Source organism: Tateyamaria sp., assembly GCF_039940735.1.
Classification (GTDB): Bacteria; Pseudomonadota; Alphaproteobacteria; order Rhodobacterales; family Rhodobacteraceae; genus Tateyamaria.
Genome location: NZ_JBDVGB010000027.1, coordinates 1 through 18552, shown reverse-complemented (window position 1 = coordinate 18552; position 18552 = coordinate 1). Strand labels below are relative to the sequence as shown.

The 18552-nt window shown below is 54.2% G+C and carries 15 protein-coding genes; 13 read left to right on the top strand and 2 right to left on the bottom strand.

All coding sequences use genetic code 11. The features are described from left to right. On the top strand, window positions 1–1932 hold a 1932-nt coding region (locus ABJF76_RS05075; protein ID WP_413822531.1), incomplete at its 5' end, for a beta strand repeat-containing protein. A 377-nt stretch (window positions 1933–2309) separates the two neighbouring features. Here the strand turns inward: ABJF76_RS05075 and ABJF76_RS05070 are convergent. After that, entirely contained in the window at window positions 2310–4040 is a 1731-nt protein-coding gene (locus ABJF76_RS05070; protein ID WP_413819981.1) for a type VI secretion system-associated FHA domain protein, read from the bottom strand. 42 nt (window positions 4041–4082) lie between these two features. Further along, on the bottom strand, window positions 4083–4664 hold the full coding sequence (locus ABJF76_RS05065; RefSeq protein WP_413819982.1) for a DUF6931 family protein: 582 nt from the start codon (window positions 4662–4664) through the stop codon (window positions 4083–4085). Between the two features lie 296 nt (window positions 4665–4960). On the opposite strand from ABJF76_RS05065, the gene tssA reads away from it, so the two are divergent. The 12 genes from tssA to ABJF76_RS05005 form a co-directional block, all read left to right on the top strand. Further along, entirely contained in the window at window positions 4961–5986 is a 1026-nt protein-coding gene (gene tssA / locus ABJF76_RS05060) for a type VI secretion system protein TssA (RefSeq protein WP_413819983.1), read from the top strand. A gap of 77 nt (window positions 5987–6063) precedes the next feature. Continuing rightward, window positions 6064–6570, top strand: a complete 507-nt coding sequence (gene tssB, locus ABJF76_RS05055) for a type VI secretion system contractile sheath small subunit (RefSeq protein ID WP_413819984.1) — start codon at window positions 6064–6066, stop codon at window positions 6568–6570. A 3-nt stretch (window positions 6571–6573) separates the two neighbouring features. Next, complete coding sequence (gene tssC, locus ABJF76_RS05050) at window positions 6574–8067, top strand: type VI secretion system contractile sheath large subunit (RefSeq protein ID WP_413819985.1); 1494 nt, start codon at window positions 6574–6576, stop codon at window positions 8065–8067. Window positions 8068–8132: 65 nt separating this feature from the next. Then, the gene (locus ABJF76_RS05045) at window positions 8133–8660 is read left to right on the top strand and encodes a type VI secretion system tube protein Hcp (protein ID WP_413819986.1); all 528 of its coding nucleotides are present in this window, start codon (window positions 8133–8135) and stop codon (window positions 8658–8660) included. 87 nt (window positions 8661–8747) lie between these two features. Beyond that, window positions 8748–9575 (top strand): type VI secretion system accessory protein TagJ, encoded by an 828-nt coding sequence (locus tag ABJF76_RS05040; protein ID WP_413819987.1) that lies wholly within the window; start codon window positions 8748–8750, stop codon window positions 9573–9575. 3 nt (window positions 9576–9578) lie between these two features. Further along, on the top strand, window positions 9579–10076 hold the full coding sequence (tssE, locus tag ABJF76_RS05035; RefSeq protein ID WP_413819988.1) for a type VI secretion system baseplate subunit TssE: 498 nt from the start codon (window positions 9579–9581) through the stop codon (window positions 10074–10076). Between the two features lie 7 nt (window positions 10077–10083). Next, entirely contained in the window at window positions 10084–11961 is a 1878-nt protein-coding gene (gene tssF / locus ABJF76_RS05030; protein ID WP_413819989.1) for a type VI secretion system baseplate subunit TssF, read from the top strand. Continuing rightward, window positions 11925–12965: a type VI secretion system baseplate subunit TssG gene (gene tssG, locus ABJF76_RS05025; protein WP_413819990.1), complete on the top strand. Its 1041-nt coding sequence runs from the start codon at window positions 11925–11927 to the stop codon at window positions 12963–12965. The genes tssF and tssG overlap by 37 nt, the downstream gene beginning before the upstream one ends. Window positions 12966–12968: 3 nt before the next feature. Further along, window positions 12969–15704, top strand: a complete 2736-nt coding sequence (gene tssH / locus ABJF76_RS05020) for a type VI secretion system ATPase TssH (RefSeq protein ID WP_413819991.1) — start codon at window positions 12969–12971, stop codon at window positions 15702–15704. 11 nt (window positions 15705–15715) lie between these two features. After that, entirely contained in the window at window positions 15716–16801 is a 1086-nt protein-coding gene (locus ABJF76_RS05015) for a hypothetical protein (protein WP_413819992.1), read from the top strand. Between the two features lie 192 nt (window positions 16802–16993). Further along, on the top strand, window positions 16994–17917 hold the full coding sequence (locus ABJF76_RS05010) for a hypothetical protein (RefSeq protein WP_413819993.1): 924 nt from the start codon (window positions 16994–16996) through the stop codon (window positions 17915–17917). Between the two features lie 29 nt (window positions 17918–17946). Continuing rightward, a partial coding sequence (locus tag ABJF76_RS05005; RefSeq protein WP_413822530.1) for an ion transporter occupies window positions 17947–18552 on the top strand: 606 nt, incomplete at its 3' end.

Below are 18552 nucleotides of genomic sequence, written 5' to 3'. Positions count from 1 at the left end.
GCGCTGGATGTGAACACCGGGACGCTGACGGCATCGGGTGGCACCACCAACGAAAGTGGCGGTGCGTTGACCATCGATGCGGGAGCGGCGCTGGCGTCGAACACGGTGAACCAGTCGGGTGGCGATCTTAACGTCGACGGGACGCTGACCGGTACACTTGATAACCAAAGCGGTGGTGTCACGGACATCACTGCAACCGGCGACGTTGATGGCGCTGTCACCAACGCGGGCGATCTGAACGTTGATGGCGGTTCGCTGGCCAGCCTTTTAAACAATGTTGGCGGAGACGTTGATTTTGATGGCGCAGCAACTGTCGACACCACGATCACCAACTTTGCGGCCCTAGATATCAATTCCGGGACGACAACCGCCAACAGCACGACAAACAACGTCGGCGGCATTGTTACCGTGGACGACGGCGCTGTTTTCGCGTCGAATTTGAGCAACCTCGGGACCACAAATCTTGCTGGGCAGATCACTGGCAATGTGAGTAACGCGAACACGTTGAACGTCACAGACAATGCGGCCACGATTGATGGCGACCTGACCACCACCGCTGCGAGCGAAGTGAATATCGAAGGGGCAGGTTCAAACCTGAACGTCACCGGAGACGCCTCGTTGAATGGCAACTTTACTTTCGATGCAGCACTGAGTGGTGGTGCGACAGTCATCGGGAACACGACAGTCGGCGGCGATCTAAGCGGAAACGTGGCCCTGACACTGGATGCTGTTTCTGGCGCCGGTGATTTTGATAACGCTTTGCTGTTCTCTTATACTGGCACCAACACGCTGTCCTTTAGCGCCTTTAACAACCTGCCAAACCAAGGTGCATTGGAATACTTCGTTGAAGACAGTGGATCGACGCTGTTGCTGCGTAGCCGGACCAGTTCGGCTGTCAGTGGTGTTGCTGCTACCGTTGGGTTGACCCAGACCTTGGTCAACACCATCGTCAACCGCCCCACCAGCCCGTTTGTGGCTGATCTGGCAGCGGGTGCTGAGGAAGATCCATGTGGCGCAGGCGTTTGGTCGCGCATCACCGGCGGGACGGCAAACGCGAACGGTAACTTTACTGATAATGCGTCAAACCTAAGCGGGACGTCTCCTGTTAGCTTGAACTATTCAGGCTTGCAGGTCGGCGGCGACTTTGCCTGCTTTGGCGGCCACTATGACGGTTGGGATTTGGCCTTTGGCGGGATCGCGGGCTTTAACAACGCCAACAGCACCAGCAATACGTTTGGTATCACTGGCGCCCTCGAAAACGTCATCGATACAGATATCTTCCAGCGTTACGCTGGGGTCTATGCCACTGCGGCGCGCGGGCGTTTCTTTGCTGATCTGCAATACCGCTATGAATCCACAGAATTTGAAACCAGCAACAGCCAAACTGGGACTTCGGGCCTGTCGTCCTTTAGTGATGTTGAATATGACAACACAGGTCAGACGTTGTCGGGTGCAGTTGGTTATTCTTGGCCGCTCGCGTCCGAAGATTCTGGCCTGACGTTCGTGTCATCGGCTGGTTTTTCTTATTCGCGTAACGAGACCGACGATGTGACGCTTGGGACAGACGGCAATTTGACCTTTAGCAACGGTTTCAGCCGCGTCGGATTCTTGAGCGCGTCGGTGGCGAAAAGCAAAATCTTGCCCGATGAAGAAAGCCTGATCAGCTATTTCGGTACCGCGACGGTTTACAATGACTTTGCGGACGACCGGAATGCTGTGTTCACACCCACAGGCGGCGTCGCACGTTCGCTGTCATTGGAAAACCTTGGGGCCTACGGCGAAGTGAGCCTTGGGGTGAACTACCTTAAGCTTTTGTCGCCCGGCGACGCAGGTAATGCACGTCAGTTGAATGCTTCTGTGCGTGTCGATGCCCGCTTTAGCGATGATGTCGAGAGCTACGGGATCACAGGTCAGTTCCGCTTACAGTTCTGATCGACACATCAATTGTAAAGTAACGGAAGGGGCGCTCACAGTGGTGCCCCTTTTTACATGTTGCGATGCATCAACGGGGTTTTCGCACATCTATTTCATTAAAATTGTCATGCGATCGCAGACATAGCATTTCCCGTTAGTGGCATCTTAATAGGTTTACCATCACACTGAACATCGCGCGACAATGCCTGCAAAGCATCCTAAGGAACGCTTGCGATCACTGTATTGTTGCTTTGATGGCGTGCGCAGCCGCGACGCATCTGTCCCACAATGCTTCCTTCCATTCCAAAGAATAGATCGCATCACCAAACCCTGGGATCAAACACCTAGCGGCGACAAATCTAGCCAAGCATAGGTAGTGTAAACGCGGGCAGGGCCTAAAGTGTATCGAGCGCCTGATTGTAGCGTCGCGAGAACGCATCGATAAACGCGTCCAACATTCCATTTTCACCCTGTGCGGCGCGACTGTCCCAACGTTTGTTATATTCTTCCCAGCTTTTGCGAGCCCCGCCCCCAAGCACACCACCACCACCGCCCACGTCCTGTGAGATCTCGGTCGGGGCCAACCCTTCGAGCATGTCGGCAAGGGCAGGTTGAATTGCAGCCATCATCGCTTGTTGATGTTGACGTATGTCATTCAACGCGTTGTCAAAGCCGTCCGGCCCCGTTTGATAACCATCGCGGGGTTGCACGAATAGGGCTTTGAACGCGTCATTGGGATCCATCATAAACTTCATCGGGTTGTTGCCGCTTGCAATCCGCATTGTCCGATCCTCCTGCGCAACGAACAACTTTACGGCCGACCGGTCTTGCAACATGTGCATCATTTCCTGAGTGCCAAGGCGCGCGCATTGTCCAAGCATGACGCCCAATTCACGCAAAGGAATTTCCAGTTCACCGGGGTCATCGATCCCAGCGCCTTCAAGAAAGCCTTCAAGCAAGGCATTTGTGGCAGGCGGCGCGGGCTCAGGTGCCGGAGGCGTTTCTAGCGGTTCGCGCGCAATCGGATCAGCATTCTGGCGTGGGGCTGCTGTTTCAGCAAAGCGTTCGCCAAGGCCGCGTGGCGTAACATCAGTCTTTTCAACCACTGGCGTGGCCTTGACCGCCGGGGCAGAGGCCGGGGTGGGCACAACCTGAGGGACCACCGGGTCGGACATCGAGAACGGCCCGTCAGGGTTGCGGGCAAGTGTAGGTGTCTCCGGGACGGGCGCTGCTTCTATAGGCGTTTCAGAGAACGGTCCAGCAACCCGTTCAGGAACAGGTTCTGGAACGACGGCCTGCGCAGGCGTTGGGTCGGGCAACGCGTCATTCGTGGAATTGGGCGCCGGGTCGGCGAACGATATGACCTGTTCAACCGGCGTTTCATCCGGCGGCGCCGCGCTCGCCTTTGGTGTGGGAATAGGTTCGGGTGTCGCAGGCAAATCAGGTATCGCAACCTGTTCGGGCGTTGGATCGGGGATCGGTTCCTGAATGACGTCATCCGACATATTTTCATTCGAACCAACTGGCACCAAATCTAGAAAGTCGTCGAAATCATCTGGGATCATACTTTCGACCGGTTCAAGTGCTGCCCCGGGCGGCATAGATAATGCTCCCGGGCGTTGAACGCCTGTGGCGCCTTTGTTGCCGGTCTGGAATTGGGAAAAGTCAGGCGTCTGAGCGCCGCTTGCTGATGCGTTACTTGTGTCAACGCGTTGTACGCCCGTGGTGGCTGGGTTCATAACCCCGGCCGAGGGCGGAGCTTGCACGCCTTGCGCGCCGGTGATTTGGGGAAGAATGGGATCTTCGACTTCTTCTAACACCACACCCACGATGTAGCTGCCAATGCGGATCGTGTCCCCATCCGACAGTTTGTGTTTGCCGCTAATCCGCTGGGACGCGCCATTCACAAAGGTGCCGTTTGTTGACACGTCCTCTAGCAAATAGGTGTCATTTTCGACCGTGACTGAAACGTGGTGACCAGAGATAAAGCGGGTGTTGTCGGGCAGGGACCAGTCGTTATTGGCCTTGCGCCCAATGCTTATTCCTTTGGCATGAACGGAGATATCCTCGGGCATGTCACCCGCCGCGTCGGATCGATTTTCGATTCGAAGTGTCAGCCTGTCCATTGGTTTTCATGTCCCTTGGGCCTTATCGGGGCCTAAACAGTATCAATTGATGCGCAGTAACCCTGCGGCGCGGTCCAGCACAAAATCAAGGCTGGCGGTCCGGTTTTCAGTTCGGGTTTGTCCAACGGCCCGCATAATCGCAGTGCTTACAGCGCGCGGTGCGCGCCAGCTTGGCACAGTCACAAGATCATTCGGTGCAAGCGGCCCTCCGGACCAGCCGACACCCAACCCCAAATAGACAACCGCCGATCGGTGCGGCGCAAACAGAGCGGTCTGCAATGTAGCCCATCGGTTTTCTTGGCTGCCATTGGTCAACCAATCCTCGACTGTCTTCATAAGGTGACTATCTTCGGGTGTCATGTCAGGCGCCAACGCTTGCACGCAATCAAGCCCCCAACGGACTGTCGCCCTTGTTTGCAACGCAAACGCCGTGAAAGTCACCGCGTCTTCGGGCGTGTCCGAAGCGCGCAGTCTTTCAAGAAACCCACGATAGCCTTCTTCGACTTCGGGCCTTACGTGCATAAATTTCGTTATCTCTGGCATGGCTGCATAGAGTTCGTTTACCCGATCAAAACGGATAGCGCGCGCCGGAGGCAATGTCTGTTCAGAATTAAGGTCGTCCATAGTGGCCGTCATAAGGAATATTGCATAATCACAAGTCAGACTGTGCGATGCGCAGCCGCACAGGTCAATGATCTGCAACCGCTTTTGCACGCGCAATCGAAAGGAAGTTTCCGATTGTGTTTATCCTGCGTAATCTGCGTCTAGGTGCGAAAGGGCCCCTTTGAAAGGTAAGTAATACCCCCATACGGAATGCGCCAGTTTCGCTAGCCAAAAGAAAATTGTGTGGTAAGCTTCTTATTGTTTACACGGTTCAAGTGGGCACGTTGCCTTACTAATTTTTTAATGACGGGGAAATTATGGACTTAGACGCCCTTCTTCAAAGTCTTGGAGACGACGCACCAAGCGGCGATGATCTGGAGTATGATCCAGTCTTCACCGAGCTTGAGATCGCGGCGACCCATGGCGAAGAGCGTCAAGCCGGCGACGAAATCCTTCCGCCGGAAGATCCCGATTATAAAGAGGTCGCAGCAAAGGCCCTTGAGATTCTTGAACGCAGTCACGATCTGCGCGCTGCTATTTTTCTGGCCGAAGCGAATTTACGCCTCAAGGGATTTCCGGGGTTTGCTCAGGCCACGTCTTATGTGGCGCGCTGCGTTGATGAGTATTGGGACAGCTGCCACCCGCAGCTTGATGAAGACGATGACAACGATCCAACGATGCGCGTCAATGCTATTCGCACATTTGTTGATGATGCGCGTATCTTGCGCGGTGTGCGCCGTGCGCCTCTGACCGAAAGTCGTATGTTTGGTGCGTTGTCCTTGCGCCACATAGCAGTGGCCGAAGGTGAAATGACGCCTCCGTCAGATATGGATTCGGTGCCGGACGCGGGTCAGGTTGCTGCCGCGTTTCAAGATACCGAAGAAGACGCCCTGCGCGAGATATCAGAAGCCGTTTCTCAGGCCTTTGACGACGTCACAGCCATCGCCGCCAAGTTTGATGATGAAACCCCGGGGCAGGGTCCGGACCTTGACCCGCTGCTAAAATTTCTTGGCCAGGCCAAGACCAAGATATCCAACGCCCTTGGCGATCCGATCGAAACGGAAGCTGACGCAGAAACCGACGAAGTCACAACCGGTGGACCGACACCAGTCGCCGGGGCCAGCGGTGGCGGAGCCATCAATTCGCCGACGGATGTCGAGAACGCACTGGATCGCATTATCGCCTATTACGGGCGCGAAGAACCTTCCAGTCCACTGCCACTTTTGCTGTTGCGTGCGAAAAAGCTTGTCGGCGCGGATTTTTTGACCATCGTGCGCGATATGGCGCCGGATGGGGTGGACCACGTAAACTTGCTTGGTGGCATCGAAGACGACGACGATTGAAATAATAACGATTAATCACTGCGCCCGGGTATAACGGGGCAACAAAAAACAGACGTTTTACGAAGGAGAGACAGGACATGGCTAGCTCACAAAAATTCATTGCGGGCAATCGGGCGCCCCGGGTTCAGATCGAATATGATGTGGAACTGTACGGCGCAGAAAAGAAGGTGCAATTGCCCTTTGTGATGGGCGTTGTGTCCGATCTTGCCGGCAAATCCGAAGCGCCTCAGCCTGCGATTGCGGACCGCAAGTTTCTTGAGATTGATGTCGACAACTTTGATGACCGGATGAAGTCGATGGCCCCGCGGGCTGCCTTTACCGTGCCCAACACGTTGACGGGCGAAGGCAACATGGCCGTCGATATGACGTTTGAATCCATGGACGATTTCAGCCCCGCTGCGATTGCGGCCAAAGTCGAGCCTCTCAAGGAATTGCTAGATGCGCGCACACAACTGAGCAACCTGATGACCTATATGGATGGTAAATCCGGCGCCGAGGATTTGATCGCCAAGATCACGCAAGATCCTGCGCTGTTGAAAACCCTTGCGGCGCAACCCGCCCCAAAAGCTGATGGCGAGGAGTAAATCATGGCCGAACTTGAAACAGAAGCAGCCGGTGGTGCAGAAGCGACGGCCTTTGGATCGTCCGATTTCGAAAACCTGCTAAAGAAAGAATTCCGCCCCAAATCTGATCAAGCCAAGACGGCTGTTGAGCAAGCGGTAAAAACGTTGGCCGAACAAGCTTTGGCAAATACGGCTTTGGTGTCAGATGACGCGTTGCGCACCATCGAAAGCATCGTCGCTCAGATTGACCAAAAGCTGACTGAACAGGTTAACCAAATCCTGCACCACCCCGATTTCCAGCAATTGGAAAGCGCGTGGCGTGGTCTGCACTATCTGATCAACAACACCGACACCGACGAGATGCTTAAAGTCCGGGTCATGAACATTTCCAAAAAGGATATGCACAAGACCCTGCGCAAGTACAAAGGCACGGCTTGGGACCAGTCGCCGATCTTCAAACGCATCTATGAAGAAGAGTTTGGTCAGTTCGGTGGTGAACCCTTTGGATCGCTGGTTGCTGACTACCACTTTGACCATTCGCCACAGGACGTTGAGCTGTTGGGCGAAATGGCCAAGATTGCGGCCGCGGCACACGCCCCATTGATCACTGGCGCCAACCCATCGCTGTTCCAGATGGACAGCTGGTCGGAACTTGCCAACCCCCGCGATCTGAGCAAGATTTTTCAGACTCCGGAATACGCCGCATGGAGATCTCTTCGTGAAAGCGAAGATTCCAAATATGTCGGTCTGGCGATGCCCCGCTTCTTAGGTCGTTTGCCTTACGGGTCCAAGACCGACCCGGTCGAACAGTTTGCCTTTGAAGAAGACACCGACGGGACCGACCACAGCAAATATGGCTGGGTCAATGCCGCCTACGGCATGGCCGTCAACATCAACCGTTCCTTCAAAGAATTTGGCTGGTGTTCGCGTATCCGTGGCATCGAAAGCGGCGGCGCCGTTGAAGGTTTGCCCACGCACACGTTCCCATCTGATGATGGCGGCGTGGATCAGAAATGCCCGACCGAAATTGCGATTTCTGATCGCCGCGAGGCGGAACTCGCATCCAACGGCATGATGCCATTGATCCACCGCAAAAATTCGGACCTTGCCGCATTTGTTGGGGCACAATCCCTGCACAAGCCTGCCGAATACGATGATCCGGATGCAACGGCCAACGCCAACCTTGCGGCCCGCTTGCCGTACTTGTTCGCCACGTGTCGCTTTGCCCACTATTTGAAGTGCATCGTGCGCGACAAAGTCGGTAGCTACAAAAGCCGTGACGACATGCAGGATTGGTTGCAACAATGGATCAACCAATACGTAGATTTTAACGCGGACACTTCGCCTGAGTCTGTAAAAGCCCAACAACCGCTCGCTGCGGCCGAAGTTGTGGTGGAAGAAGTCGAAGGCAATCCGGGTTATTACTCGTCGAAGTTTTTTCTTCGACCGCATTACCAGCTAGAGGGCCTGTCAGTGTCCCTTCGGCTGGTATCCAAGCTGCCAAGCGAAAAGGGATAATCCCAAAAACTACGCTTTCCAGCTCAGTAAACTTGTAGAACTATTAACAAAGAGGAAGAACCAAAATGTCATTTGACGCATTTATGTATATGCCCGGTGAAGATAAACTCAAAGGCGAGACGCAGGACGAAACGTTCGGCAAAGGCAAGAAAGAAGCCTTTGAAATCCTGAGCTTTGAAATCGGCGCAGAAAACAACATCAACATCGGCTCAATTTCGGGCGGCGGTGGCGCAGGTAAAGCGACGTTCAAAGAACTGACCGTTACCAAAAAGACTGACACTGCATCTTGTGGCCTGTTCACGCGTTTGGTCGAAGGTGGCCACATTCAGGATGTGCACATCGAACTACGTCGTTCGGGTGGTGCGCCCGGTGTATCCGGTACGACATTCCTGAAGTTTGACTTCAAATTGGTCATGATCCAGGACATCAGCTGGTCTGGTTCAGACGGCGATGACATCTGCGAAGAAACGCTGGTCATGCAGTACGGCGCGATGAAAGTCGAATACAGCACGCAAGACATCAAAGGTGCCATGAAAAAGCACAGCGATGCCATGTGGAGCCGCATCAAGAACAAAGCTGCTTTGGAAGTCTAAGTCGGCATTTCGCGACTTTAATCCAATCAGACAGGCCCCACGCCGGGCCTGTCTCTCTAAACTTGCATTTTTATTGGGGGATACAGCGTGAGCGCCGAAGATCTTTTGAAATCTGGTGATCTGGATGGTGCGTTGGCTGCGTTGCAAGCTGACATTCGCGCCGATGCTGCCAACCCGGCACTGCGCATTTTTCTGTTTCAACTGCTGTCTGTCCGCGGCGATTGGAAACGCGCCATTGCCCAGCTGAAACTGTCTGCCGAGATGGACGCAACAGCCACACCGATGGCCCAAACCTATCGCGAGGGCATCATTTGCGAAGTCTATCGTGAAAAAGTGTTCACCGGCGAAAAAGACCCGCTGATCTTCGGTGAACCCGCCGAATGGATCGCCCTTATGGTCGAAGCCTTGAAATCGAATGCCGCTGGCAATGCAGAACAAGCAGCCGAAACTCGCGCACGCGCCTTTGACTTGGCCCCGAGCCTGTCCGGCAAGATCGATGGTGAACCTTTTGAATGGATCGCGGATGCCGACATGCGTCTTGGTCCGCTGCTCGAAGTCATCATAAATGGGCGTTATTTTTGGATGCCGTTCACATCTATCGCCAAAGCCAAATTCGAAGATCCGGGTGATTTGCGCGACGCTGTTTGGACCGCGGCAGAAATTAAGCTGGCCAATGGTGGTGACATCGTGGCTTTGATCCCAACCCGTTATGCTGGAACCGTGGAAAACGGCAGCGATAGCGATCGCCTTGCCCGTTCGACTGAATGGGTTGACCTTGGTTCCGAAACATTTGCCGGTGTTGGGCAGCGCCTATTGACCACCGATCTGGGTGACACCCCTATGATGGATGTGCGCCTGCTTGAAATGGATGTTGAGGTGCCCGAACCAGCGCCTGTCGCCGGGGACGAGGGTTGAGTCATGTCCGACCGCATGATCGCCGAACGTTTGCAGCCTTCGCTGCTAGATCGACTGACCGATGACGACCCTTTTGAAGTCAAGGAAAGTCGCGACAGCCGCGTGATTGATCTGCGCCAACTACGCGAAATTCTGCAACGTGATTTGGCATGGTTGCTGAACACCTCGAACAACGCATCTTTTATCGACGAGGATGTGTATCCCAACGCCTTTAAATCGGTGGTGAACTACGGGATTTCGGATGTCGCCGGGGATTATTCAACGACCGAGCGCGTCGAGCTAATTCGGAAATCTATCGTCTCTGCCGTGCAGGTGTTTGAACCGCGTATTCATCCAGGATCGCTGAACGTAAAACTGCAAGCCGGGCAGAAAAACCGCACCGCAGTGGTGTCTTTTGATATCCGGGCCGACATGTGGGCGCAGCCGCTGCCGATCGAATTGTATCTGCGCAGCTCGATCGATGTCACGACTGGAGAACTTCAATTGGAAAGGGTCGCCTGAGGCACATATGGATACGCGATTGCTTAAACACTATGAAGGCGAACTGGCTTTCATGCGCGATATGGGTGCTGAGTTCGCGCAATCCTACCCCAAGATCGCGTCTCGTTTGGGTATGGATGGTGTTGAGGTCGTCGACCCCTATGTCGAACGTTTGCTTGAGGGGGTCGCGTTTTTGTCGGCCCGTGTGCAGCTAGAACTAGAGCTGCAGTACCCGATGCTGACGTCGAACCTGCTTGAAATTATCTATCCGCATTATCTGTGTCCGCAGCCTTCGATGATGATTGCCGCCTTTGAACCCGACATGCAGAACGCTGCTCTTGAGGACGGCTATGTGATTGAACGCGGGTCCGAACTGCGATCCGTTTTAGGGGATGACGACACCACGCCTTGTGTTTTCCGCACGTCTTCGGATGTGACCATGTGGCCAATCAAAGTCACCGAGGCCGAATACATCGAAGGACGTGGGGAATTGGTTGCGGCGGGCGTGGCCCGTGGGACAGAGGCCCGCGCCGGCATCCGCCTGCGCATCGCCCGCTTTGGCGATCAACCGATTTCCGAGCTGAACCTAGACAGTCTGACTCTGTTTCTAAATGGCTCCGAAGGCAAGAACTGGGAATTGCACGAATTACTTAGCACGCAAGTCACCGGCGTTTTGGGCCGCTCGACAGACCGGCGCGCGGATTGGGTGGACGAGCTGCCAAACGGCACCGTAACGCCCCGCGGTTATGACCAAGATGAGGCGTTGCTGCCCACACCTCAGCGCAGTTTTGACGGCTATCGCTTGTTGCAAGAATATTTTGCGATGCCCGAACGGTATCATTTCGTCGATCTTAAAGGCATTGCAATGGCGTTGCAGCGTGCCAAAGGCGCGGATGTCGATATCTATATCCTATTGCGCAATGGCGATCCCGAGATCGCAGCGGGCGTCACACCCGAGGCCTTTACGTTGAACGCCACCCCAGCCGTGAACCTGTTTCACAAACGCTGCGACCGGGTGCACATTAGCCCGTCGGTGACGGAACATCACGTGGTCGCGGATCGTACGGCGCCACTTGATTATGAAATTTACGCGCTAGATGAGATCACCGGTATTTCGGGTGCTGGCGAAGGGGACGTGCAGTTTCGCCCCTTTTATTCTGCTACCGATTTGACGGCAGCGGGCGAAACCCACAGCACCTATTACACTCAGTCTCGCAAGATGCGTCAACGCGCTGAAAAGGAACGGCTTAAGGGTGTTCGGACCTCTTATTTGGGGTCTGAAACCTATGTGATGTTGGTGGACGGCGCAGAGGCGCCCTATGGCGCGCAGTTGGATCAGCTGGCCGTGCAAGCCATGGTAACAAACCGCGATCTGCCCTTGTTGTTGCCCACAGGCACCAAGGATGTGTTCCGCCTGCCGGGCGGCGGCCCCGTTGCCCACATCACCACGCCCGTGAACCCAACGCGCCCGCGCCCATCGCTGGGGCAGGGGGACACTGCGTGGCGTCTGATTTCGCATCTGTCGCTGAATTATTTGTCCATCGCCGATGAAGGTGCGGCTGACAGCGCGGCAGCCCTGCGCGAGATGATTGGCATTTATGCCCCGTCAGGCAACAAGGTGCTGGAAAAGCAACTTGAGGGTTTGGTTGCCGTGTCGACCCGCCCCATTGTGCGGCGGATGGCTGACGAAGTGCTGTCCACTGCTGTGCGTGGTCTTGAGATCAGCATTACCTTTGACGAAAGTTTTTTTGAGGGCACGAGCGCCTATGCCATGGGTGCCGTGCTCGAACGTTTTTTCCGTAAATATGTATCGCTCAATAGTTTTACCGAAACGGTGCTTGTCACCCAACAGCGTGGGGAAATTACCCGATGGAGACCGGAAACCGGTCTGGGGCGGATTCTCTAACCCATTTAGAGCGGCTCGCTAAAGACCCAGAAAAACACCATTTCTTTCACGCCCTTCGCGTGTTGGAAGCGGCATATCCCGACAAGGCCCGCATCGGCGAGGCCCGTCGCCCGCGCGAAGATATGGTGCGTTTCGGGCAAGAGGCAGATCTGCGGTTTCCGCCCTCGACCATTGCGTCGTTCACGCCGCCCAAGGGCAAAAAGCCGGGGCGTCTGATCAACCGTTTTTTTGGCCTGTTCGGTCCCAACGGCCCGTTGCCGCTGCATTTGACAGAATTTGCCGCCGACCGCATTCGTCACCATCGTGACCCCACGCTGGTGTCCTTTGCCGACATGGTCACCCATCGGCTCACCACCTTGTTTTACCGCGCGTGGCGTTCGGGTCAGCCAGCCCCTAGTTTTGATCGCGGCAAAAATGACGGGATTGCGCGCAAGGTTGCAGCCATTGGCGGGTACCATGCCGACAAGATGCGCGACAAGGATGCGATGCCTGATCTGGCCAAGCGCCACTTCGCAGGTCTTTTGGCACAGGGACCACGCAATGCCGAAGGGCTGCAATCGATCTTGCAATCATTCTTTGACACCAAAGTAGAGGTCATTGAATTTGTCGGCTGCTGGTTGGAATTGGAACCGGACGACCGCTGGCAAATGGGGATGGCGACACAGTTGGGTCGCACAGCCTCTATTGGAAATCGGGTTTGGACCCGCTCGGCCAAATTTCGGCTGCGCATCGGGCCACTCAGTTACGAGGAATACCAGCGCCTGTTGCCCGGTACTGGATCGCTAGAGCGTATGCGCTCCATCGTCCGCAACTACGTGGGTGATGCTTTGGATTTTGATGTGAATTTGGTGTTGCGTGCCGACGAAGTGCCGCAACCAAAACTCGGAGATACTTTTCGGTTGGGTCAGACCAGCTGGCTTGGAAATAAAACAAGAAAAGATGACGCGGACGAATTGTTTCTGGAGCCAAACGCCCGGACCGCGCCGATATTGGAAGGGACATAAGTTATGACGGAAATTAGTCGCGTTGCGCTTTTTGGTAAGCTGAACACACTTGGCTATAAAGCCATCGAAGGGGCCACTGTCTTTTGTAAGATGCGCGGCAATCCTTACGTCGAAGTTGTCCACTGGATGCACCAAATTCTGAACAATCAGAACAGTGACATCCACATGATTGTCGAACATTACAAACTTGATCCCGGCAAAATCGCCGAAGAGATCACAAAAGCCCTTGATGCACTGCCGCGTGGTGCAAGTTCGGTTAGTGATTTATCATCCCACCTTGAGGACGCGATGGAACGTGCCTGGGTTTGGGGTTCGCTTTTATATTCTTCGAACCAAGTCCGCACGGGCCACATCATTTTGGGCATGCTTGAGACGCCGAACCTCAAGAACATTTTGACGTCGATTTCGCCCACGCTCGCCAGTATCAAACCTGACGATCTAGCAGATGATTTCCACAAGATCACCGACGGCTCGCCCGAGGATGCAATGCGCCCCCAGGATGGGTCAGTCACGGGTGGCGGTGCGGAACCCGGCGAGGCGTCGGGCGCTATGAAGCCCGGCCAAGACGGCGGCGAGGCGTTGGAACAGTTCTGTACTGATCTGACCGAACAGGCCCGCAACGGAGAGATCGACCCGATTGTGGGTCGCGACGAAGAAATCCGCCAGATCGTCGATGTGCTGATGCGCCGTCGGCAAAACAACCCGATCCTGACGGGCGAAGCCGGCGTCGGCAAAACCGCTGTGGTCGAAGGATTCGCCCTGCGCATTGCGCGCGGTGACGTACCGCCTGCTTTACAAGATGTCCGCCTGTTGGTTCTGGATGTGGGTTTGTTGCAGGCTGGCGCATCGATGAAGGGCGAATTCGAAAATCGCCTGCGTTCTGTCATTGATGAGGTTCAGGCCAGCACCACGCCCATCGTCATGTTTGTCGATGAAACCCACACGCTGGTTGGGGCCGGGGGTGCGGCTGGAACTGGCGATGCGGCCAACTTGCTAAAACCTGCCCTTGCGCGCGGCACCTTGCGCACCATCGGTGCAACCACATGGGCCGAGTACAAGAAATACATCGAAAAAGACCCGGCATTGACCCGTCGTTTCCAAGTTGTGCATGTCGAAGAGCCCGATATTCCCAAGGCGATCCTGATGATGCGCGGCATCGCGGGTATGTTGGAAAAGCACCACAATGTGCAGGTGTTGGACGAAGGCATCGAGGCGGCTGTGACCTTGTCTGCCCGCTATATTCCTGCGCGCCAATTGCCGGACAAATCGGTCAGCTTGCTGGATACTGCCTGTGCCCGCGTGGCCGTCAGCCAACACGCAGTGCCTGCGCAAGTCGATGACAGTCAGCGTCGGATTGAAACCCTGACGACTGAGTTGGACATCATCGGTCGCGACGAAACCGCTGGCTATGATGTCGGCGACCGCCGTGCCACAATCGAGGCTGAAAAGGCCGCCGAGGAAGAGCGCCTTGTTGGTCTTAAAGCCAATTGGGACGCCGAAAAAGCTTTGGTGACCGAGATCATCGATCTGCGCGCCAAGTTGCGTATCGCGGGCCAACCCGTGGACGACACACAAACGCCTGAAGCCATCGCCGCAAACGAGGCCGCCGAGACCGAAGTGCCTGCCGATTTCGCAATGACGGACGAAGATCGCGATGCCATCATGGCCGAATTGAAGGCCAAGAATGCAGCCCTGATTGAACAGCAAGGCGACAGCCCGCTGATCTTGCCCATCGTGGATCATCAAGCGGTGGCAAGCGTTGTTGGTGACTGGACGGGCATCCCGGTTGGTCGCATGGTCAAAGACGAGATCGAAGTTGTGCTGAACCTCGAAGAGCATCTGGCCAAACGCGTTATCGGCCAAGATCATGCGATGAAAATGATCGCCAAACGTATTCAGACCAGCCGCGCGGGCCTTGATAACCCGTCAAAACCCATTGGTGTGTTCATGCTGGCGGGCACGTCGGGTGTCGGTAAAACCGAAACCGCGTTGGCGCTGGCCGAGGTGCTTTATGGGGGTGAGCAGAACGTCATCACCATCAACATGTCGGAATACCAAGAGGCCCATACCGTGTCGTCGCTGAAAGGCGCGCCTCCGGGATATGTCGGCTATGGCGAAGGCGGTGTGCTGACCGAAGCCGTACGACGCAAACCCTATTCGGTTGTTCTGCTGGATGAGGTCGAAAAAGCGCACCCCGATGTGCACGAGATCTTTTTCCAAGTGTTTGACAAAGGCGTCATGGAAGACGGCGAGGGCCGCGTGATCGACTTTAAGAACACGCTGATCTTGCTGACCTCAAACGCGGGTACGGACCTGATCATGGACATGTGCGGTGATCCCGAACTGATGCCCGACCCTGAATCGATGGCCAAAGCCTTGCGCGAACCCCTGTTGCAGGTGTTCCCGCCTGCACTTCTGGGCCGTCTAGTTGCGATCCCTTACTATCCGCTTAGCCCCGATATGATTGGCAAGATCACGGTACTGCAACTCAACCGTATCAAAAAACGGGTCGAAGCAGCACATGGTGTGCCGTTCGAATATTCCGACGCGGTGGTCGAACAGATCGTGGATCGCTGTCAGGAGTTGGAAAGCGGTGGGCGCATGATTGATGCGATTGTGACAAATACTATGCTGCCCGATATCTCGGCGGAATTTCTGCGCCGTATGATGGAAGGCGGGACAATCGACAAGGTCGCCATCGACGTGGATGGCAACGAATTTACATACAGTTTTGAATAAGGTTCAATGACATGCAATTCATTATTAACGGCAATGTAGGCTTCAAAGTCACCGAAGAAAAAGCTGTTTACCAAAGCAAAGGCGGCAGGGCCAAAGTGCATTGTCCTGTCGAAGCAGGCTATAAAGACAAGTCTTTGGAGGCGATGCCCACGCAAGGTGCAAAGGACTTCCTGACGAAATTCGGCATCGCGTTGCAATCCGTTTATAAAGGTGAATTCGCGACGTTTGGCAAAAACGTTCAGAAAAAGCTGAACGACCTAGAAGCCAAAATTGATAAAGCCGAAGCCGATTTTGCCAAAAAAGCCAAAACGAAGCGACCAACTGGTGCCGCAGTCCAAGCCTTTGTCGACGTGTTGAACAAAGCCTTAAAAGATGGGTGTCAGGTCATCGCGAACAAGGCCTCGGAAGACTATAAAAAGATGATGGAAAAGATCGTGTACAAAGTGCGCGAAAAAACCCTCAAGGATATGGGTGCTGCGGGCAAACCAGGGCTTAAGCAAAAAGCCGTTTTTGCCTTCAAAGTCATTTCATTCATCGTGGTTGTGGTTGCCATTGTCGCCTCAGCGATTGCCTTGCCTCCGGTCGGTATCGCGCTTGGCATTGCGGCTTTGGTTATGAAGGGTCTGTCAGCAACGATCACCCTTTTTAAAGAGTGTAAGAGCTTTGCAAAGAACTACGAAAAGGCCGTCACCAAAGCTGCCAAAGACCTGAAGACAGCCGAAACCGCCGTGGATGAAGCACTTGCGCAGGTCAGGACGGCAAAGGATTCTTACACAGCGCTTGAGATCAGACTGGCTAAGGCCATGGCAATAATGAAAGCAGCTGAGGACAAGGCCCAAGGTGACGATGATCCCCAACTCGCCAAAGCCAAAAAGAATATCAGCGAAGCGATGTCAGGGATCGAGTCCTACAGAAAAGCATTGGGCAACCCTGATATTGCGATGAGCGAGTTGGAAACCGCACGCGCTTCGATGCGTAAGGCTGGTTCATTGGTACCAGATCCAACCAAGTCTAACTCTAAGGCCATTGGTGAAATCGCTGATAAGGCGCAGACTGCCATGGATTTCACCAACAAGATAATTGCATTGGCAAAGTAATGACAAAGGCACCATTTACCCAACTCGGCATTTCACAAAGATCCTGACGACTGGACCACATGTCACGGACACGGTTTTGCCGCCAGTGACATCACCAACGACTAAAACGACCTGCCCTTGGCAATAATATATCTGAAGGCCCGATTACCGAAGCTCATGTGGCTTAGGCGCATTTTTTGAAAGGACTTTTTTATGGTTACCCCTGCTGGAACGAAGTCGATGAAAGCATCTTTGAGCATCAGTCCGATGAATGAGATGAAGGGCGATGTCAAAAAATGGATTGAGGCTGACAACGATCTGAAAAAACTGTTTTCCAAGAAGATCAGCTATGACGATAAAATCGATTTGAATCCCAAAAAGTGGAATGCCGCCAAGCTGTCAAAAGCCATGGAAGCACTGGTTCGCTACGAGTTACAGCTTTTGGCGCAACGCGCGTTTGAGGCCAAGAAAAAGGGCAAGCCACCGAAAGACACATTGGCTGTTCTGAAAAAAGCGATGTCGCGCACTTTGGCGGACGTTGATGAAAAATGTTCAACGGCTCTTGAGGATTTGGAATCTGGCAAGGGTGAAGCCAAGGCTGGATTGGCTGTTCTTAAAAAGGTGATGGACAAGGTAAAGAACTTGAATCCTGCGACCATCTTTGCCCAACCGTTGGACGAAGCCATTTCATCGGCAAAAGCGATCCAGAATGTCGACAAGAAAGGCGGCAAAGTCGAAGCCGCGCAGGCTGCTGCCCAAAAAGGCATCGTGGCCGCCATCACCATCCTTGGTAAGGATGGTAAAGACCTGCAAAAGGCGTCCAAGTATCTGCAAGTTAGCGGTAAAAAGCTGAAAAACAGTGACGTTGGACCGCTGGCTGCATTTGGAAAAACGATCTCTGAAAAGAAAGTTCTGGGGCCGTTAGAGACGCTCGATAGCGATATCGACAAATTGGAAAACGCTTTGACCGGCTACGCCAAGGACCTCAAGTCGGGGAACGTTGATGGAGCGCAAGCAAGATCGTTTGAAACCGATTTCGGGAAACTCAAAAACCAACTGAAGTCCGCCGCCCCGGCTATTACAGTCCTTAAAAACTTGGACAAAGACTACAAAGCAGTCGCTAAGCACCTGAAATAAGGCGGCAGTTTGCGCGGAAGGGAGATGAAATGACCGACGCTTCGATCAAAATAGAACAGCCCGATCCACCGCTGGATACGTCCACGCGCGCCCGTTTGCGAGCGTTTTTGGAAAAAAGTCGTGTGCACAATACGATCATGGCGCTCATCATTTTCAACGCCGTTACGCTTGGCATCAGCACTTCTGACTGGGCGCAACAGAACATCGCTGGCTTGCTGGATGTGTTAGACCGCATCGTTTTGACCATCTTTGTGGTCGAATTATTGCTCAAACTTTATGCGTATGGTCTAAGTTTCTTTCGCAATTCATGGAATATCTTTGACCTTTTGGTCGTTTCTGTCGGGTTGCTACCGTCGAGTTCCGGCCTTTCCGTGCTGCGTGGTTTGCGGGTCATCCGTGCCATGCGTTTATTGTCGGTCATTCCGCAAATGCGCGCCGTTGTTCAGGCGCTTTTGGATGCGCTGCCCGGCATGGGTGCCGTCATCGTTATGATTTCGATCGTGTTCTATATTTTCGGAGTCATGGCCACGATTATGTACGGCAATGCCTTTGACGAATGGTTCGGAACGTTGGGTCGATCGCTGTATTCGTTGTTTCAGATCATGACGCTGGAAAGCTGGTCAATGGGAATCGTC

Coding starts and splice junctions, on each gene's coding strand:
- ABJF76_RS05070 (WP_413819981.1), bottom strand. CDS start 4,040: ATGGACAGGCTGACACTTCGAATCGAAAATCGATCCGACGCGGCGGGT.
- ABJF76_RS05065 (WP_413819982.1), bottom strand. CDS start 4,664: ATGGACGACCTTAATTCTGAACAGACATTGCCTCCGGCGCGCGCTATC.
- tssA (WP_413819983.1), top strand. CDS start 4,961: ATGGACTTAGACGCCCTTCTTCAAAGTCTTGGAGACGACGCACCAAGC.
- tssB (WP_413819984.1), top strand. CDS start 6,064: ATGGCTAGCTCACAAAAATTCATTGCGGGCAATCGGGCGCCCCGGGTT.
- tssC (WP_413819985.1), top strand. CDS start 6,574: ATGGCCGAACTTGAAACAGAAGCAGCCGGTGGTGCAGAAGCGACGGCC.
- ABJF76_RS05045 (WP_413819986.1), top strand. CDS start 8,133: ATGTCATTTGACGCATTTATGTATATGCCCGGTGAAGATAAACTCAAA.
- tssE (WP_413819988.1), top strand. CDS start 9,579: ATGTCCGACCGCATGATCGCCGAACGTTTGCAGCCTTCGCTGCTAGAT.
- tssF (WP_413819989.1), top strand. CDS start 10,084: ATGGATACGCGATTGCTTAAACACTATGAAGGCGAACTGGCTTTCATG.
- tssG (WP_413819990.1), top strand. CDS start 11,925: ATGGAGACCGGAAACCGGTCTGGGGCGGATTCTCTAACCCATTTAGAG.
- tssH (WP_413819991.1), top strand. CDS start 12,969: ATGACGGAAATTAGTCGCGTTGCGCTTTTTGGTAAGCTGAACACACTT.
- ABJF76_RS05015 (WP_413819992.1), top strand. CDS start 15,716: ATGCAATTCATTATTAACGGCAATGTAGGCTTCAAAGTCACCGAAGAA.
- ABJF76_RS05010 (WP_413819993.1), top strand. CDS start 16,994: ATGGTTACCCCTGCTGGAACGAAGTCGATGAAAGCATCTTTGAGCATC.